The following is a 16,572-nucleotide window of genomic DNA, read 5'->3' as shown; positions in this document are numbered from 1 at the left end:
AGCGCGGCGCGGACCGGGACCCGCTCGGCTCGCGGCCCGCCCGGACCTTCCTTAGCGTGGATCGGACGTGTCCGCCGTTACGGCGGTGCCGAAGTCCCGCGGGCCGCGTGTCCGGCTCGCCCGAGGGAAGGTGAAACCCGATGGAGAGTCTGCTGGCCGGGAAGACGGCGGTGGTCTACGGACCCGGCGCGATCGGCGGTGCGGTGGCCCGGGCGTTCGTCCGCGAGGGCGCGCAGGTGTTCGTGGCGGGCCGGGGCGAGGCGGCGCTCAAGCAGCTGGCCGACGAGCAACCGGCCGACGAGCAGCCGGCCGACGGGGCCGGGCCGGGGCCGGGCTCGCTGGTCACCGCGCAGGTCGACGCGCTCGACCGGGAGGCCGTGGAGGCCTTCGTCGACTCCGTCGTCGAGCGCACGGGCCGGCTGGACGTGTCGTTCTGCGCCACCTCCACGCACCGCCCGGGCGGGGAGCAGGGCGCGGCCCTCGGGGAGCTGTCCTTCGACGACTTCGCGCTGCCGATCATCGACTTCACCCGGGCGCAGTTCACCACCGCCAACGCGGCGGCCGCGCGGATGGTGCCCGCCGGGCGCGGCGTGATCATGATGGCGACGGCGGTGCCCTCGCGCATCCCCTACCCCTACACGGCCGGCTTCGGCCCGGCCTGGGCGGCGGTGGAGGCGTTCTCCCGGACGCTGGCCGCCGAGGTCGGCCCGGCCGGTGTCCGGGTGCTCTGCCTGCACTCGGCCGGTTCGCCGGAGGCGCGGGCCAGTATCGAGAGCACGCTGGCGACCGACCTGCCCGACCTGCCGGGCCGGGCGGAGGGCTGGAACCGCCGCTCCGCCGCCCGCAGCCTGCTGGACCGCGGGCCGTCGCTCGCGCAGGTCGGCGACATGGCGGCCTTCCTGGCCTCGGAGCGGGCCGACGCGACCACGGCGGCCCTGGTCGACCTGACCGGCGGCATGGCGGCGCACTGACGGCGGGACGGCCGGGTACCGACGGCGACGGGCCCGCCGCCCCGGCAAGCGGGACGGCGGGCCCTGGTCCGGCCGCGGACGGCTCAGATGTAGAGGGTGTTCGGCTCCAGACCGCAGAGGATCCGCCCGTACAGCTCGGCGTTGGTGTCCGGGTTGATCAGCGCGTGCAGACCGGCGGCCTGGATGTCCCGGGCGATCCGCTGGAGCGCCACGTCCAGGTAGATCGCGGAACCCCCGCTGATGCTGACGAAGGTGTCGACGGCCTGCTTCGCCAGCCGGGTCGCCTCGCCCTGGTCGTTGCGGACCCGTGCCCGCTCCTCGATCTTCCACTCCTCCCCGCTGGCCGCCTTGGCGTCGACCACGGCCGCGGCCCGCAGGGCGTGGAACTCCGCCTGGTCGATGCGGTTCACCGCCTCCGCGACCCGAAGGTGCGTCACGGGGGCCTCGTTCTGCGCGGTGTAGTCGGTGTAGGTGATCTGCCGGCCGGGCAGCCGCTCGAAGAAGACCTCCTTGGCCGCCTTCGCCAGACCGACCGCCACGCCCACCCCGGAGGCCGCCGCGACCAGGGTGGCCGGGGTGCGCCAGACGGGGGAGTCGGCGTTGGCCTGCGAGAGGCCCTGCGGGCGCATCGCCGCGCTCATCGGGATGATCCGGTGCTGCGGGACGAAGACGTGGTCGGCCAGCGTGGTGACGCTGCCGCTGCCGCGCAGGCCGACGGTGTGCCAGTCGTCCGCGATCTCCAGGTCGGACATCGGGACGAGCAGCATCAGCGGCTCCGGCTCGGCGTCCGGGCGCAGCAGCACGGCGGCGACCTCCTGCCAGCCGGCGTGCCAGGCCCCGCTGATGAACTTCCAGGAGCCGTTGAGCACGACGCCGCCCTCGGCCGGGACGGCGGTGCCGGTCGGGCTGTTGGTGCCGCAGACCCGCGGGTCCGGGGTGGTGAACACCTCGTCCTGGGCGCTGTCCTGGAAGAGCCCGGCGATCCAGGTGGGGATCCAGTACACCGAGGACGTCCAGCCGATGGCCCCGTCGGCCCGGCCGAGCTCCATGGCGACCTGCACCAGCGTCGTCGTGTCGCACTCGTACCCGCCGTAGCGCCGCGGCGTGCGCAGCCGGAAGACGCCGGCCTCCGCCAGGGTGGCGATCGTCGCGTCGCTCAGCCGTCGGTTCTCCTCGGACCAGACCGCCTGCTCCCGGAGGACGGGCACCAGCGCCGCGACCCGGTCGACGATTTCTTCCCGCGTCGGTATTCCACTGGACGACATCATGGCCTCCTGGGCGATTGGGGATGGGTGACCTGACCGTATTTCCGTACGGTGCGGGCGGTCACCGGGGAAACGATTCCACCGGGCCGCCCGGGTGGGCATCTTCAGAATTGCCGAACCCGGCCGGACTGCTTTTCGGTCAGGGCAATCGAGAGGAAGACACGGCGGCGTCCCGCGTGCCACGCTGGACCGACGCATTCGTTCCCGCCCATGCCGTCCCGGTGGGCGGATTTGTCCCCAGGAGGACAACATGGCTATGCCGCCCGTCGTGACCCGGGAGGAATGGCTCGCGGCCCGCAAGGAGCTGCTGGAGCGGGAGAAGGAGCTGACCCGTTTCCGGGACGAGGTCGGGGTGCTCCGGCGCTCGATGCCGGTGGTCAAGGTGGAGAAGGAGTACGTCTTCGAGGCGCCGGGCGGCAACCCCACCCTGCTCGACCTGTTCGCCGGCCGCCGCCAGCTGATCGTCCGGCACTTCATGTTCGAACCGTCCTGGGAGCAGGGCTGCCCGGGCTGTTCGATGCAGGCCGACTCGGTCGGCCACCTCTCCCACCTGCACGCCCGGGACACCTCCTTCGTGATGGTCGCGCTGGCGCCGATCGCCAGGATCGAGCCGTTCCGCGAGCGGATGGGCTGGGACATCCCGTGGGTCTCGTCCTACGGCACCGAGTTCAACCGGGACTTCCACGTCACCACGGACCGCGGTGAGATCCCCGGGGTGAGCACCTTCCTGCGCGAGGGCGACGAGGTCTTCCACACCAACTCGGTGTTCGACCGCGGCGGCGAGGCCACCCTCAGCCCCTACAACTACCTGGAGATGACGGTGCTGGGCCGGCAGGAGGAGGGGCTGGAGCACCCCTGGGACTGGTGGCGCCACCACGACCGCTACGAGGACGCCAACGCCGTCGGCCCCGGCCAGAACTGGTGGAACGGCCAGGACAAGTTCAGCTCCTGAGCGGGCGTCGACCGAACGGCCCGGGCGGCCGGCCTCCACAGCCGGCCGCCCGGGCCGTTTCGGTGCACCCGCCGGTCAGAGCTCCCCGGCGAGGAAACGCAGGATCAGGCTGTTGACCTCGGCCGGCTTCTCGACCAGCCCGACGTGGCCGGCCCCCGGGACGACCTCGGCGTGCGAGCCCTTCGGCAGCGCCTCGGCGATCGCGGCCAGGACGTCCGGGGTGATCGCGAAACTCGGGTCCTCGGAGCCGAACAGGTTGAGCACCGGCTGGCTCGGCGGCGCCCCCCAGACCGCGCCGTGCTCGGCGGCCCAGTCAGGGGTGCCGAACGCGGCCGGGGGGAAGGCCGTGCGGTACAGCGCGAGCGCCGCCCGCAGGTTCTCGGGCGCGCGCAGCGTGTCCTTGGCGTGCGCCACGTCCTCCGTGGCGTCGAACCCCTCGGCCGTGAACTTCCGGTAGACCCAGTCCAGATAGGCCATGTCGTCGTCGGCGATCACCTGCTCCGCCACCGCCATCTGGAAGAACCAGAAGTGGCTCAGCGCGTCGGTGCCCCGGGGGGTGAGCACCATCGGGCCGAACACCGGGAGCGGGGGGACGTCGCAGACCACCAGCTTCGACCAGCGGTCGGCGGCCTGCGCGGCGCCCCACACCGCCGGAGCGCTGAAGTCGTGGCCGACCAGCACGGCGTCGCCGTCGCCGCCCAGCGCCTCGTGCAGGCCGTTGACGTCCGCCACCAGGTCGGCGATGGCGAAGCCGCCGTCCGCCGGGACGGCCGAGGGGGCGAACCCCCGCAGATACGGCGCGACCGCCCGGTAGCCCGCCCCGGCCAGGGCGGGCATCAGGTGGCGGTAGGTCGCCGGGGACATGGGGAACCCGTGCATCAGTAGGGCCAGCGGCCCTTCGCCGAGTTCCAGATAGGAGATGTCGATTCCGTTGACGGCGATGCTTTTGACTGCCACAGGTGGTCCGTTTCCTCGGGGTGGAAAAGAGAGGGTGTCGGCCGGTCCGGTTCGGGCCGGAACGCGGTCACGCGAAGCACGGAGAAACCCGCGGACCGTGCCGCGGGTTTCTCCGTGCCGGGGGCGCTGTTCGATAATCCCGGGAAATCGGACGGATATCTTCTCCGAATGTGCTGAGACCACCCGGTCTCAGTGGCTGGCGGCCCGCTCGCCCACCTCGACCGGCGGCTCCTGGGCGGCCGGGGAGGCGGCCCCGGAGCGGTTGCGCAGCCCCACCCAGAGCAGGCCCACCGCGACCAGGGTGACGGCCACGTCGACGCCGAGCGCGAGGTGGATGCCGTCGAGCTGCACGCTGCGGGTGGCGGCGACCGCACTGAGGATCGGGATGCCGATCGTCACGGCCACCTGCTGGCTGAGCGCGGCCAGGCCGGTGGCCAGGCCCTGCTCGGAGTCCGGCAGCCCGGAGGTGGCGGTCACCGTGTAGGCGACGATCGAGGTGACATGGCCGAAGAAGCTGATGAACAGGGCGGGGAGCGCCACCGCCAGCATCACGCGGTCGCTGCCGACCAGGACCAGCGGGGCGGTGGCCAGGCCCTGCACCGCCAGACCGACCGCCAGTACGTTCCGGGTGCCGAACCGGCCGATCGCCCGGCCGGCGACCACACCGGCGGCGACGGCGGCCAGGCCGGGCACACCGAAGATCAGCCCCGTGGTCAGCGGCGCGAAGTCCAGCACGTCCTGCAAGTACAGCGTCATCAGGAAGATCAGCGCGCTCTCCATCGAGAACACGACGAGACCGGCGAAGTTGCCCCACTTCACGCTGGGCCGCTTGAGGATCCGGACGGACGCGAGCGGTGCGGGCGACCGCAGTTCGATCAGCCAGAAGACGCCCAGCAGCAGCACGCCGACGGCCGAGATCAGGATGCTCTTGTCGATGACGCCGTAGACGAAGGCCAGCAGGCCGGCGGTCACCGTGACGGCACCGGGCACGTCGAGGCGGACCTTCTCCGGTGCCCGGCTGTCCTCGATCAGCCGGGGCGTCGCCACCAGGATCACCAGCGCGACCGGGACGTTGATCAGGAACGCCCAGCGCCAGCTGAGCAGGCCGACCAGGGTGCCGCCGACCAGGGCGCCCACGGTGAACCCGCCGGACAGCAGGGCGCCGTTCAGGCCGAGCACCCGCTCGCGCATCGCGCCCTCGGAGAACGAGGTGGTGAGCAGGGACAGCGCCGCCGGAGCCGCCATCGCGGTCGAAAGGCCCTGCAGGACACGGGCGGTGAGCAGCAGACCGGGGTCGTCCGCCACCCCGCCGAGCACCGAGGCGACGGTCAGCAGGACGATGCCCGCGAGGAAGAGCCGGCGGCGGCCGAAGAGATCGGCGATCCGGCCGAACAGCAGGGTGAAGCCCGCGGCGGGCAGCGCGTACGCCGACGCGACCCACGGTAGGTCTTCGCTGGACATCCCGATCCCGGAACCGATCTGGGGCAGCGCGACGTTGAGGATGGAGAAGTCGACGGAGAGCATGAACTGGGCGCCCAGCAGGACGAAAAGCGTGAGTTTCAGCCGGGTGCTCATGCGCTGCCGCGAGTCGGGATGCGTGGTCATGGAGCAAGGGTGGGAGAAGACCCGACTCCTAGCCAGACTCTTGTCGTTCGTCTCACCAGGAAGGCTAGCCTTCCCAGTCGTACCTTCAGCATAATGAAGCCATGGATGAGTTAGGCGCATTCCTCAAGTCCCGTCGGGGCCGCATCAGTCCCTCGGACGTCGGACTTGTCCGCTACGGTGAGCGCCGCCGCGTACCGGGCCTGCGGCGCGAGGAGCTCGCCCAGCTCGCCGGGGTCAGCGTCTCCTACTACGCCCGGCTGGAGCAGGGGCTGGGGCAGAACGTCTCGGACGCCATACTGGACGCGCTGGCCCGCGCGCTGCGGCTCGACGCCGCCGAGCGCGCCCACCTGGCGGTGCTCGCCCGGCCCCGGCGGGCGGCCGCCGGAGCGGCCCGCCGCGAGGACGGCCCGCTGCCCGAGGGCCTGGAGCGGCTGCTGGCGATGATGGCCGGGGTGCCCGTCATGGTGCTCTCCCCGACCTCGGACGTACTCGCCTGGAACGACCTCGCGCACGCCCTGTTCGCCGGCCACCGCACGGAGCTGCCGAACATGACCCGGATGGTCTTCCTCGACCCACGGACCCGCGAGCTGTTCGTCAACTGGCCGGAGAAGTCCCGCTCCGTCGTGGCCCACCTCCGGATGGTCGCGGCCAGGCTCCCGGGCGACCGGCGGGTCCGCGCACTCGTCAACGAACTCCTCAGGGCCAGCCCGGAGTTCGCCTCCCTCTGGCAGGACCACTCGGTGGCCACCTGTGATTCCTTCACCAACGTCCTGCGCCACCCGCTGGCGGGCGAGCTGACGGTCCATCAGGAAGTGCTGCGCGGCGACGACCCGGAGCTGATGGTGGTGGCCTTCACCGTCGAGCCCGGATCCCCCTCGGAGGCGGCGCTGCGACGGCTGGCCGCCGCCGGAACGCCGCTGGACCGGCGGGTGCCGGTCGCCTGAGGGCGCGCCCGCCGGGGGCGTGCCCCGGCCGCCGGGCGCCTTTCACCGGGCGCCTTTCACCTGGCACCCGTCACCTGGCGCGCGGGCGCCGTACCACCAGCGGCACCACGACGGCCAGCAGCACCGCGTCCACGACCAGCAGGCCGATGTTGAACGGCCCCTCCATGTCGTGGCCGTGGCTGTGGCCACCCGCCGCCGACTCCTGCGAATCGTCCTCGTCCGGGTCGGCGGACCGGGAACCGGTGCCGGAACCGACGGTGAACTCCGTCGTCCCCGACACCACCCGGCCCCGGTCCAGGCCCAGCCGGTAGGTGACCAGATACGTGCCCGGCCCGGAGACGGCGACCGGCACCGACAGCCGGCCCCCGTCGAGCACCGGGCTGCCGGTGGTCACCGAGGCGCCGTCCGGCGCGTTCACCGCCAGCATCACGGACGAGGAACGCACCGGGCCGTCGAAGTCCAGTGACACCTCGGTGGGCGCAAGCTCGACCGTGCCGCCGGCCGCGGGGCTCGCCCGGCCGAGGCGGACCGGCTCCGCCGAACTGATCCACGCCACCGCCGCCAGCACCACCGCCAGCAGGGCGATCCCGACCGCCATCGTCCGCTGGAACGACCGGGCGGCCCGCCGTTCGGGCCGGTCGGCCGGGTCCGCCCGCCGGTCCGCTTCCTGTTCCGCCTGCTGGTCCGCCACCGGGGCGCCGACCAGTTCAGGCATGGCTGGCGACCGTCGTCCGGGACGGCTCCTGCGCCCGGCAGCTGCACGTCATCTCCGCCAGCTCGGCCTGGCTCGGCCGCAGGTGGAGATACATGCCGATGACCATCGGGATGAAGACGATGGTGTTGTAGAAGAGGTGCAGCTCCACCCGGGCGATCAGCAGCTGCAGGACGCTGGTCGGTGCCGACTTGCCGAAGAGGTAGTGGCCGGTCTGCGCCTGGATGATCAGCAGCAGGTGTTCGATGTGGTGCCAGAACTGGATGCCCAGCGCGATCGTCCACCACGTCCGGCTGCGCCCGGTGAAGCCGCGGCGCAGCGCGAAGAGACCGATGATCATCACCAGCGCGTAGCCGTAGTGCAGCCACTCGGAGGTGACCAGCCAGGGATAGGCGAGGCCGAGTGCGCCCTTGGCCTTCGGCACGGGCCAGCCGAGGCCCCAGATCTGGTACGCCTGCGTGATGTGTTCGGCCCAGTGCCCGAGGACGATCAGCAGGAACCCGTTCAGTGCTGCGCGGTGATGCGATCCGTTGAGGCGGTCCAGCAGAATGCTGCCGGTGGCTCTCGGTTCCCCGGTCTTCGTCACAGGAACTCCAGTGGGGCGTAGGTGGGTGAGGGGGCCCAGCCGGCCGCGGCGGACACGCCGTGGGGCCGCGCGGCGCCCGGACCAATGTGCCCGAGCCGCCCGCGACCGGCTTCTTCGAGGTTGCCCAGGTGGCGCGAAGTCACCTGTTGCCGGGTCAGTCGGCCGGGGCCCGCAGCGCCTCCATGAGAACGGGCACCGCCTCCGCCTGGAAGTCCACCCCCGCGTCGAACTCCTTGATCATCCCCTCGATCACCAGCATGGAGAGCAGCGGGAAGGCGAACTCCGCCGCGGCGAAGATCCCGTGGTCCCGCTGGACCCGGAAGAGCCGCGGCGCGAAGGCCGCCAGGTCGAAGTCGCCGGACAGGGCCCCGGTCGCCTCGGCGACGAGCTTCTCCACCGCCGCCCGGAAGCTCTCCAGATCGCACGTCTCCGGCACCACGGCGGCGCTCTCGATGGTGATGTCCGCACACCGCCGGCCCCGGCCGAGCGCCATGTTCAGGAAGAATTCGCCGAACAGCCGCCGCACCCGGTCCGGCAGGCGGACGACGAACCCGGCGTCCAGGACGACGACCTCCGAACGGTCCGTCAGGTAGAGGTTCCCCGGATGCAGATCGCAGTGGACCGTCCCGTCCAGGAAGAGCATCCGGTACACCGCCAGCAGGACCGTGCGCACGATCTCCCGGCGCTCCGGCGCGGGGCGCGCGTCGGGGCTGAACCGGCCGAGGCCGGTCATGAACTCCATGACCACGGTCTCCTCGGAGCAGAACGCGTCGTACGGCTCGGGCAGCCGGACGCCGGCCACCCCGGCCAGGTTGCGGCGCAGGGTGTGCAGGGAGGCCAGCTCCGCCGTCAGGTCGAGCTGGCCGAGGATGGCCCCGCCCACCTGGCGGACCATCTCCTCGGCCGGCAGCTTGCGCAGCGCGGGCACCCACCGGCCGGCCCGGACGACGGCGGTGATCAGCCGCAGGTCCGTCTCCAGGGCGCGGGCGACGCCGGGGCGCCGCACCTTCAGCGCCACCTCGCGGCCGTCCAGCAGGACCGCCCGGTGCACGGTGGCGATGCTCCCGGCCGCCACCGGCTCCCAGCCGACCGAGGCGAACGGCCACCGCTCCGGCGGCCCGTACGCCGCGCGCGCGACCGCCTCGATCGCGGCCGCCGGCGGCGCGGGCACCGCGTCGGTGAGCCCGCCCAGGGCCTGGCAGATCCGAGCCGGCAGCAGATCCCGCCGGGTGCTCAGCAGTTGCCCGCCCTTGACGAAGAACGGGCCGAGCGCGATCAGCAGCGCGGGCAGCGCCGAGTCGGCGCGGGCGGCCCTGCCGCGGCCGGGGGAGAGCCGCCGGGCCGCCGCCCTGAGCAGATGGCGGCCGACGATCAGCAGGACCTGGCAGAACCTCGCGACCAGGTCCCACCGGCCGACTTTCCTGGGCTGTCCTGTCATGGTGATCCGTCGCCTCGCTTCCGTCATCAGTGGGGGAGCGGCCCCGGCCCCGCCGCCCGCCCGCCCTCGGGCGGGCAGGCCCGGTCCGAACCGCTCCGTGGCGCCGTACGACTGCCCGGGAACCGCCGCGACGGCATGCCGGAGGAGGACAGCCGGCCCGGCACGTCGTACGGCCGTGGGTCGCGCCCCCTGTCCGCCATGAGTATTGCGGGCCCGAATCCAGCGGCAATCTTCGGTATTGCCCTCTCTGTCGCGGACCGGCCTCCCCGCACCCTCCACCGTCCTGATGGACCGTCGGCCCGAGTGGCAGTCATTCGAGGCCGTGGCATGCGAACCTGACGGCGAGGGATCGGGTAGGGCCGGACGGGTGCTTTCCGGCGCGATGTCACGTCCACGGCGTCATTCGCACCGGCCGAACCCCTCTTCCAAGGTGATGCCCGGCTGTCGAACGCGAAGGCCGGGCATGGCCGAGGAGAGCGTGACCGACCGATGGACGACACCTGCTTCCCGCGTCTGCGGGCGCCGCACGCGGTCCCGCGCGCCTTCCCCCGTGTCCTCCCGTGGGCTCTTCCGCACCTCTTCTGCGGCCTCCTGCCGCGCGTCCTTCCGAACCTCCTCCCGCACGCCGACGCCTACGCCGTGCCGGCCCGGCGCCCCGGCGCCCGTCCTCCTCCCGGCCGTGGAGGAGCTGTCGCTGCGTTCCTGGTCCGCTGATCCGCGGCGGTGGCCGGAGGTCCCCGCTTCCTCCCGGCCGACGCCGCTCCGCCTTGCCATATCGAGACGGTGCGTGTGCGCCTGTATTTCTGGAAGGGATCCACCATGAGACGATGCGCGGTCTCGCGCCTGGCCCGGGAGCGGCGCAGAGCCGGCCCGCCGGATGCCGGTTCACCCCGTGCCGCCGGTCCCGCCGCCGGCCGGTCGCCGGGTACGAGGGCGTTCGCGCTGCTGGTCGCGCTGTGGGGCGTGGTGCGTCTCGCGGCCGGCCGGACCGCGTCGCGGGCCCGCCGAGGGCCCGGGCGTCCGCCGAGGGCGGCCCGGGCGGTGCTCACCGTCCTCGTCGCGACGGCCGCGGCGGTGTCCTCGTTCTCGCTGCCCGCCTCGCTGACCTCGTTCGCACCCCCCTCGGCGAACGCGGCGAACGGGACGAACGGGAGCAAGGCGCCGGCACCCCCCGCACCGTCGCGGGCCGCCGTCCCCCCGTTGAGCAAGACCGGCGTCGACCTGACGAACGGCAGCACGACCACCGCCGACCACGGCGACACCCTCCAGTGGGTGGTGTCGTACAGCAACCCGGCCTCCACCGTGCAGCCGGCCACCGTCACGGACGTGATCCAGGGCGGTCCGGGCAGTACGCCGCAGACCCAGACCTATGTGCCGGGCTCGCTGAAGGTCCCGCCCGGGTTCACCCCGCAGTGGTCCACCGACGGCGGCACCACCTTCCAGACGACCGATCAGGGCACCGCCACCAACGTGGTCCAGGCCGCCAACCCCAACACCGGGTCGCCGGCCACCAGCACGACCAACCTGATCCCCGCGCCGTTCACTCCGGTCGACACCGCGACCGGCGGGGACGGCTTCATCCCGATCCTGTTCACCGCCACCATCAACGGCCAGCCGGTCCGCGAGGCGTGGAACATCTACCACCACGCCGGAACCTCGCCCCTGCCCATCGTGGTCTGCACGGATCTGGACACCAACGGACCGTGCCCCAGCCCGACCGGCGCGCCGCAGACCTGGCCCCGGCCCCTGAACTCCTCCGCCGCCGGTGCGACCACGGGTGACGTGCGCACCACGCGCAAGGAGCAGTACGTCCTGCTGGGCGACCAGCTGTACTACCCCGCGTCCCTCACCTCGACCCCCACCCAGATCGGCGTCGGCTGCCTCAACCTCCAGACCCAGCAGAGCTGCGGGTTCACCTCCCTGCAGAGCGCGACCGCGGCCGGCGGAAACGGCATCGGCGGTCTGGTGCAGGCGGCCAACGGCCTGATCTACGGGGTGTCCACCAGCGGGCAGGTGCTCTGCTACGACCCGACGACCAACACGGGCTGCGGCACCTTCAGCATCGGCCTGGGCCCCAACACCAGCGCCACCAACAGCCCGACACCCAACGACTACTTCGGCACGACGGACCTCGTCAACGGGAAGATCTACATCACCGACACCGCGAACATCGGAGGGGTCAACACCTCGCAGATGTCGTGCTTCGACCCCGCGACCAACGCGGCCTGCACCGGCTGGGCCGTCCCGAAGACGCTGGCCGTCGAGACCGGCGTCCCCAACTTCACCGTCGTCAACGACAACATCTTCACGGACTACGACGCGGCCGGGAACATCCTCGGTGTCTGCACGACCGTGGGCGCGGACAGCACCGCGTCCTCGAACCCGGCGCAGGGGACCGTTCAGTGCTTCAGCCTCACCGGTGCCTCCATCGCCGTGCCCCCGGGTCTTCAGGCCCTGGTCGGCGCGCATGCCGCGCCCCTCGGGCAGAACGTCTACATGAACCCGTTGACGATCACCGCGCCGAACGGGCACCTGGAGACCGAATTCCCCTACTGGTCGAGCACGCCCACCGTCGCCGACTACAACTACTGCTACGACTGGGTGACCCAGGCCCCGTGCGCCTCCTACGGCACGGGCGGCACCCTGTCGGGGCCGCCGAACGTCAACGGCGGCGTCACCCGCCCCTACGGCTACGCCTACGACGGGCAGTGCAAGTACGGCCTGGGCGACAGCGGCTACCTGTGGTCCATGGACCCGGTCACCGGCGCCGCCCCCTGCCTGAGGCTCACCGCCGTCTCGATGCTCAACCCGGCCCAGTTCTACTGCGACGGGAAGACCGGACACGTGACCTCGTACGGCACGGTGTCACTCGCGGACATCGATCCGACCACCGTGAACTTCGCGGCCTCGTCGGTGACCGTGAAGGACTCCAGCGGCAACGTGCTGGGCACGTTCCCGTTCAACCCCACTACCGGGACGGCGGACATCTCCTCCATCCCCGTGTCGACGTCACCCATCACGGTCGACTCCAACATCTCGCTGCTCAACAGCTCGTCGTTCACCCCGACCAACCACCCGATGACCGTGGTCTCGTTCGTCGGTGACCCGCCGCAGGTCTGCTTCGACACCACCGTGGGCACCGACTGCTCCATCACCTCGGTCTCCAACCAGGCCACCGCGGTCACCGGCACCCTGCCCGCCGTCACCTCGAACACGGTGACCTTCGAGGTCACCCCGGGCGCCGGCTGCCAGCCGGCGATGACCGTGCTCAAGGAGGTCTGCACCAGCTCGAACCCGGCCGACTGTCAAAGCGGCGGAATCGGACCATGGGCATCCAGTACCTCCGTCCCCTCCGGCGGGACGGCGTACTGGCGGATCACCGCCACCAACACCGGTCAGGTGAACCTCACCGGGATCACGCTGAACGACGGCGTCGCCCCGTCCTGTGTGACGGCCGCCGGGACGTTCAGCTTGGCCGCTGGTGCGAGCATGCAGTTCTTCTGCTCGAGTGCCAATATCACGACCTCGACGACGAACGTGGTGACGGCGTCGTTCGTGCCGCCGGGTTCTCCGCCGGGGACGCCTCCGGTCACGACTCCGCCGTCTTCGGCGACGGCGAATGTGTCGTCGTTGACGATCGACAAGGAGGTTTGTGGGTCGACGACGGTTGCTGACTGTCAGTCGGGTGGTGCGGGTCCGTGGGTGAAGGTGACGGATGTTCCGTCGACGGTCGAGGGTGCGGCCGCCACCGAGGCCGCGGGCGTGCTCGGGCTGTCGCCCTCCGCGGTCTCCGCGCTGGCCTACCGCGCCCGGGAGGGGCTGCGCCGCGCCTATCTCAGCCAGCACGCGGGGGCCGGCGGTGAGGCCTGCCGCAGGTTCATCGAGAGGTTCGGTACCCACGCCCGAGGCGGCCTCGGTGTCCAGGCGTCGCGGCTTCAGGAGCGTCACATGCGCGAATGCGTTTCCTGTATGGCCGCGTTCACCGAGGTGCGCTCGGTCGAGCGGCTGCTCCATGCGTCGCCCGCCCCGCTGCCGCGGTGTGCCCGGACCTGCGGGTGCGCCCACCGGGCGGCCTCCGGCGCGGTGGGCCGGGCCGTTCTTCCGGAGGCCGGGGCGGGTGGCCGGGTGCCGGGTACGGGGTACGTGAACAAGCCACCTGCGGAGACGGGTGGTTGAAGTACATATGACATGGGGAGTGATGATCGCGTCATGAGTATTTGTCGGGCCTTGTCATAGAGTGACCGCGTTCTATCGCGTTCGAGTGCCGATCATCGCGGCGCCCGGCCGTCGGCGGACCGCGCGGTGCCGAGGCCGTGGTGGGCGGTGCGGGAGGGCGGATGACCTCGTTGTCGGGGGCCGGTCGTGGATCCGAACTGGCGCGGCTGAGGGCCGTCGTCGAGAGAGCGCGCACCGGTCGGCCGACCACCGTACTGCTTGACGGCGAGCCGGGCAGCGGGAAGTCGGCGGCCCTGGCGGAACTCGCCACCATGGCCGCCGAAGCCGGCTTCCAGGTGGCCGTCGCCAAGGCGCGCAACAGTCCGGACACGCCGTTCGCGGCGGTCGAAGGTCTCCTCGGCGGCCTGCTGCCGAGCGCCGCCGCACTGCCCGCACAGCGGGCCCCATCAGACGAACTCCTCTGCGAACTCGCCGGGTTGGTGCGGGCGCAGGCCCGGCGCACACCGATCGCGGTCTGTCTGGACGACGCGGCCCACGCCGATCCCTGGTCGCTGCGCTGGCTGTCGGCCCTGTCCGAGTCCGCGCTGCCCACTCCGCTGGTGATCGCGCTGTCGGCGGGTGACTGCGGCTCCGGCCACGAACCCCCGTTGACGGCCGAACTCGCGGCGGGCGCCGAGCACATCCGTCTCGCCGGGCTGCCCACGGCCGCCCTCGCCGACTTCGCCGCGGCCCGCTGCGGTGTCGAGCTCGACGAGGAATCCGCCGCCGCGTGCCGCGAGTTGACGGGCGGAAACCCCGGTCTGCTGGTGGCCCTGTTGTCCGCCCACACCGGCGCCGCGCCCACCGCGGAGGAGGTCCGGGCCACCGCTGGTCCGACGCTTCTCCCGGACGCCGAACGGTGGTTGGGCGGCCTGGACGAGCCGGCGCTCGCCCTGGCCAGGGCCGTCGCCGTGCTCGGGGTCGATGCGGAGATCGCGCTGGCCGCCGAACTGGCGGGGCTGACCGTCGGGGAGGCGCTGGCCGGGCTGGACGTCCTGGTCGGCCGCTGCCTGCTGGCGAACCGCACCCCGCCGGCCTTCCGCCACCCGCTGCTGGCCACCATGGTCGTCAGCGGCATCCCGGTCGGCAGCCGGGCCGCCCTGCACCTGAGGGCCGCCGAGATCCTGCGCGACGGGCACTACGGGGTGACCGGCGTCGCCCGGCAGCTGGTCGCCGCAGGACCGCTGGGCCTGGGCTGGACGGTGCGGCCGCTCAGGATCGCCGCGCGCCGACTGGCCCGGGAGGGCCGGCCCGAGGACGCCGCCCGGCATCTGCGCGGGGTGCTGCGCGAGCGGCTGCGGCCGCGCGTCCGGTCGGCGGTGCGGCGTGAACTCGCCACGCTGGACGCGTTCGTCGATCCGGACCTCGCCGCCCGCCAGCTGGACGCGGCCCGGCAGGAGGCCGAGGAGCCCGAGATCACCACCGACTACGCGGTGGCCCTGGCCGGTCTGCTGACCGAGTGCGGGCGGCCGGCGGACGCCGTGGCGGTCCTCGACGACACGGCGGAACGGCTCGGCGGGGCGGCCCCGGTACAGAGCTGGCGTCTGCGGCTGCACCGGGCGTTCATCTGCGCGGGTGGCCCCTCCTGGCTGGCGCGGAGCGCCGACCGGGTCGACGACCTCGTCGCCGAGGCTCCCCAGCCGGGAGAGAAATGCCGCGAGTTGTCCATGCTGCGGGCCGCCGAGGCCGTCAACGCCGGCGAGGACCGGGCGGCGGCCGTGTGCCATGCCCGGCAGGCGCTGGCCGGTCGCGCGGACGGCCAGGCCAGGTACCTGTGGTACGGCTGTAGCGCGCTCGTCCTGGCGGACGAGCTGACCGAGGCGTGGACGCACTGCGGCCGGGCCCGCCTGGCCAACGGGGCGCCGCCCGGGCGGTGGGAGGACGTCGCGGCGGAGCTGCTGCGGGCCGTGATCTGCCGGGCACGCGGCGACCTGGCCGGCGCGGCCGGGGCACTGACCCCGATGGCGGAGCTGCTCTGCGCGGCGGCGTCCGCGTCCCAGCTGCTGGCCGTGCTCGCCGTGTCGGCGCTGGTCGAGGCGCGGGCCCTGATGGGGGAGCCGGATACCGCCCGTGCGCTGCTCGCCGACTGCGGGCTCGACCACGACCTGCCACTGCGGCAGGACACCCCCGCGGTGCTGTCCGCGCGCGCCGTGCTGTGGGAGCAGACCGGTGATCTGCCGCGCGCGGTGGAGGACCATCTCGCCGCCGGCCGGCTGCTGACCGAGTGCGGCGTGCGCAATCCGGCGGTGGCGCCCTGGCGGTCGCGCGCCGCGCGGCTGCTCGTCGAGGCGGGCGAACTCCCCGAGGCCGCCCGGCTCGCCGCCGCCGAGCTGGACGACGCGCGCCGCTGGGGCACCCCGCGCGCCATCGGCACCGCCGAGCACGCGCTCGCGCTGGCCGAGACCGGCGCGCGGCGGACCGGTCTGCTCACCAACGCCGTCGCCACCCTGGCCGGCTCCCCGGCCCGGCTGGAACTCGCGTCCGCCCGGCTGGACCTGGGCGCCGTCCTCGGTGCGGCCGGCCGGGTGGACGAGGCACGCGCCGAGTTCACCGCGGCGCTGTCCACGGCCCGGTCCTGCGCCGCGCGGCCACTGGTGCAGCGGATCACGGCGGCCCGGCAGGCGGTCTGCCCCGGGGACGCGGACGAGCCGGTGGATCCGCTCCTGGGCCGGCTGACCCCGCAGGAGCTGAAGATCCTCCGCCTGGCCCGGGCGGGCCACACCAACCGGGCGATCGCCGACCGGCTGTACGTCACGGTGCGGACCGTCGAGTTCCATCTGTCCGGCGCCTACCGCAAGCTCGGCATCGCCGGGCGCCAGCAGCTCGCCGAGGTGATCCCGGCGACGGAGCCGGCCACGGCCACGGCGACGGCCAGAGCGACAGCCACCGGGACGGCCGCCCGGCCGGGGCACGCACACCCCCGGTAG

General features: G+C 72.8%; 11 protein-coding genes. 5 read left to right on the top strand and 6 right to left on the bottom strand.

Features of this window, described 5'->3' with window-relative positions:
• Positions 1 to 140 precede the first annotated feature (140 nt).
• Complete coding sequence (locus ACIP82_RS10200; RefSeq protein ID WP_400652702.1) at positions 141 to 971, top strand: SDR family NAD(P)-dependent oxidoreductase; 831 nt, start codon at positions 141 to 143, stop codon at positions 969 to 971.
• An 83-nt stretch (positions 972 to 1,054) separates the two neighbouring features.
• On the opposite strand, the gene ACIP82_RS10195 is transcribed toward ACIP82_RS10200, so the two are convergent.
• A complete protein-coding gene (locus tag ACIP82_RS10195) occupies positions 1,055 to 2,236 on the bottom strand; it encodes an acyl-CoA dehydrogenase family protein (protein WP_400652699.1) in 1,182 nt (393 codons plus the stop codon).
• 250 nt (positions 2,237 to 2,486) lie between these two features.
• Between ACIP82_RS10195 and ACIP82_RS10190 the strand changes: the two genes are divergently transcribed.
• On the top strand, positions 2,487 to 3,188 hold the full coding sequence (locus tag ACIP82_RS10190) for a DUF899 domain-containing protein (RefSeq protein ID WP_363608257.1): 702 nt from the start codon (positions 2,487 to 2,489) through the stop codon (positions 3,186 to 3,188).
• Positions 3,189 to 3,263: 75 nt separating this feature from the next.
• Here the strand turns inward: ACIP82_RS10190 and ACIP82_RS10185 are convergent, their stop codons facing one another.
• Positions 3,264 to 4,145 carry an alpha/beta hydrolase gene (locus tag ACIP82_RS10185; RefSeq protein ID WP_363608255.1) on the bottom strand — a complete coding sequence of 294 codons (882 nt, stop codon included), beginning with the start codon at positions 4,143 to 4,145 and terminating at the stop codon, positions 3,264 to 3,266.
• 189 nt (positions 4,146 to 4,334) lie between these two features.
• Positions 4,335 to 5,750: an MFS transporter gene (locus tag ACIP82_RS10180; protein ID WP_363608253.1), complete on the bottom strand. Its 1,416-nt coding sequence runs from the start codon at positions 5,748 to 5,750 to the stop codon at positions 4,335 to 4,337.
• A gap of 101 nt (positions 5,751 to 5,851) precedes the next feature.
• On the opposite strand from ACIP82_RS10180, the gene ACIP82_RS10175 reads away from it, so the two are divergent.
• Positions 5,852 to 6,694, top strand: coding sequence for a helix-turn-helix transcriptional regulator (locus tag ACIP82_RS10175; RefSeq protein WP_363608251.1), 843 nt, complete (start codon positions 5,852 to 5,854; stop codon positions 6,692 to 6,694).
• 70 nt (positions 6,695 to 6,764) lie between these two features.
• Here ACIP82_RS10175 and ACIP82_RS10170 read toward each other — a convergent pair whose 3' ends face one another.
• The 3 genes from ACIP82_RS10170 to ACIP82_RS10160 form a co-directional block, all read right to left on the bottom strand.
• The gene (locus ACIP82_RS10170; protein WP_363608249.1) at positions 6,765 to 7,409 is read right to left on the bottom strand and encodes a copper resistance CopC family protein; all 645 of its coding nucleotides are present in this window, start codon (positions 7,407 to 7,409) and stop codon (positions 6,765 to 6,767) included.
• Complete coding sequence (locus tag ACIP82_RS10165; protein ID WP_400652693.1) at positions 7,402 to 7,992, bottom strand: hypothetical protein; 591 nt, start codon at positions 7,990 to 7,992, stop codon at positions 7,402 to 7,404. The genes ACIP82_RS10170 and ACIP82_RS10165 overlap by 8 nt, the downstream gene beginning before the upstream one ends.
• A gap of 154 nt (positions 7,993 to 8,146) precedes the next feature.
• Positions 8,147 to 9,430: an AarF/UbiB family protein gene (locus tag ACIP82_RS10160; RefSeq protein ID WP_363608245.1), complete on the bottom strand. Its 1,284-nt coding sequence runs from the start codon at positions 9,428 to 9,430 to the stop codon at positions 8,147 to 8,149.
• Between the two features lie 819 nt (positions 9,431 to 10,249).
• On the opposite strand from ACIP82_RS10160, the gene ACIP82_RS10155 reads away from it, so the two are divergent.
• Both ACIP82_RS10155 and ACIP82_RS10150 read left to right on the top strand, forming a co-directional pair.
• Positions 10,250 to 13,606: a hypothetical protein gene (locus tag ACIP82_RS10155; protein WP_400652690.1), complete on the top strand. Its 3,357-nt coding sequence runs from the start codon at positions 10,250 to 10,252 to the stop codon at positions 13,604 to 13,606.
• A gap of 161 nt (positions 13,607 to 13,767) precedes the next feature.
• Positions 13,768 to 16,572 carry an AAA family ATPase gene (locus ACIP82_RS10150; protein ID WP_400652687.1) on the top strand — a complete coding sequence of 935 codons (2,805 nt, stop codon included), beginning with the start codon at positions 13,768 to 13,770 and terminating at the stop codon, positions 16,570 to 16,572.

The sequence above is a fragment of the Kitasatospora sp. NPDC088548 genome (assembly GCF_044753005.1).
Taxonomy (GTDB): Bacteria; Actinomycetota; Actinomycetes; order Streptomycetales; family Streptomycetaceae; genus Kitasatospora.
This window is presented reverse-complemented; position numbering and strand designations above follow the sequence as displayed.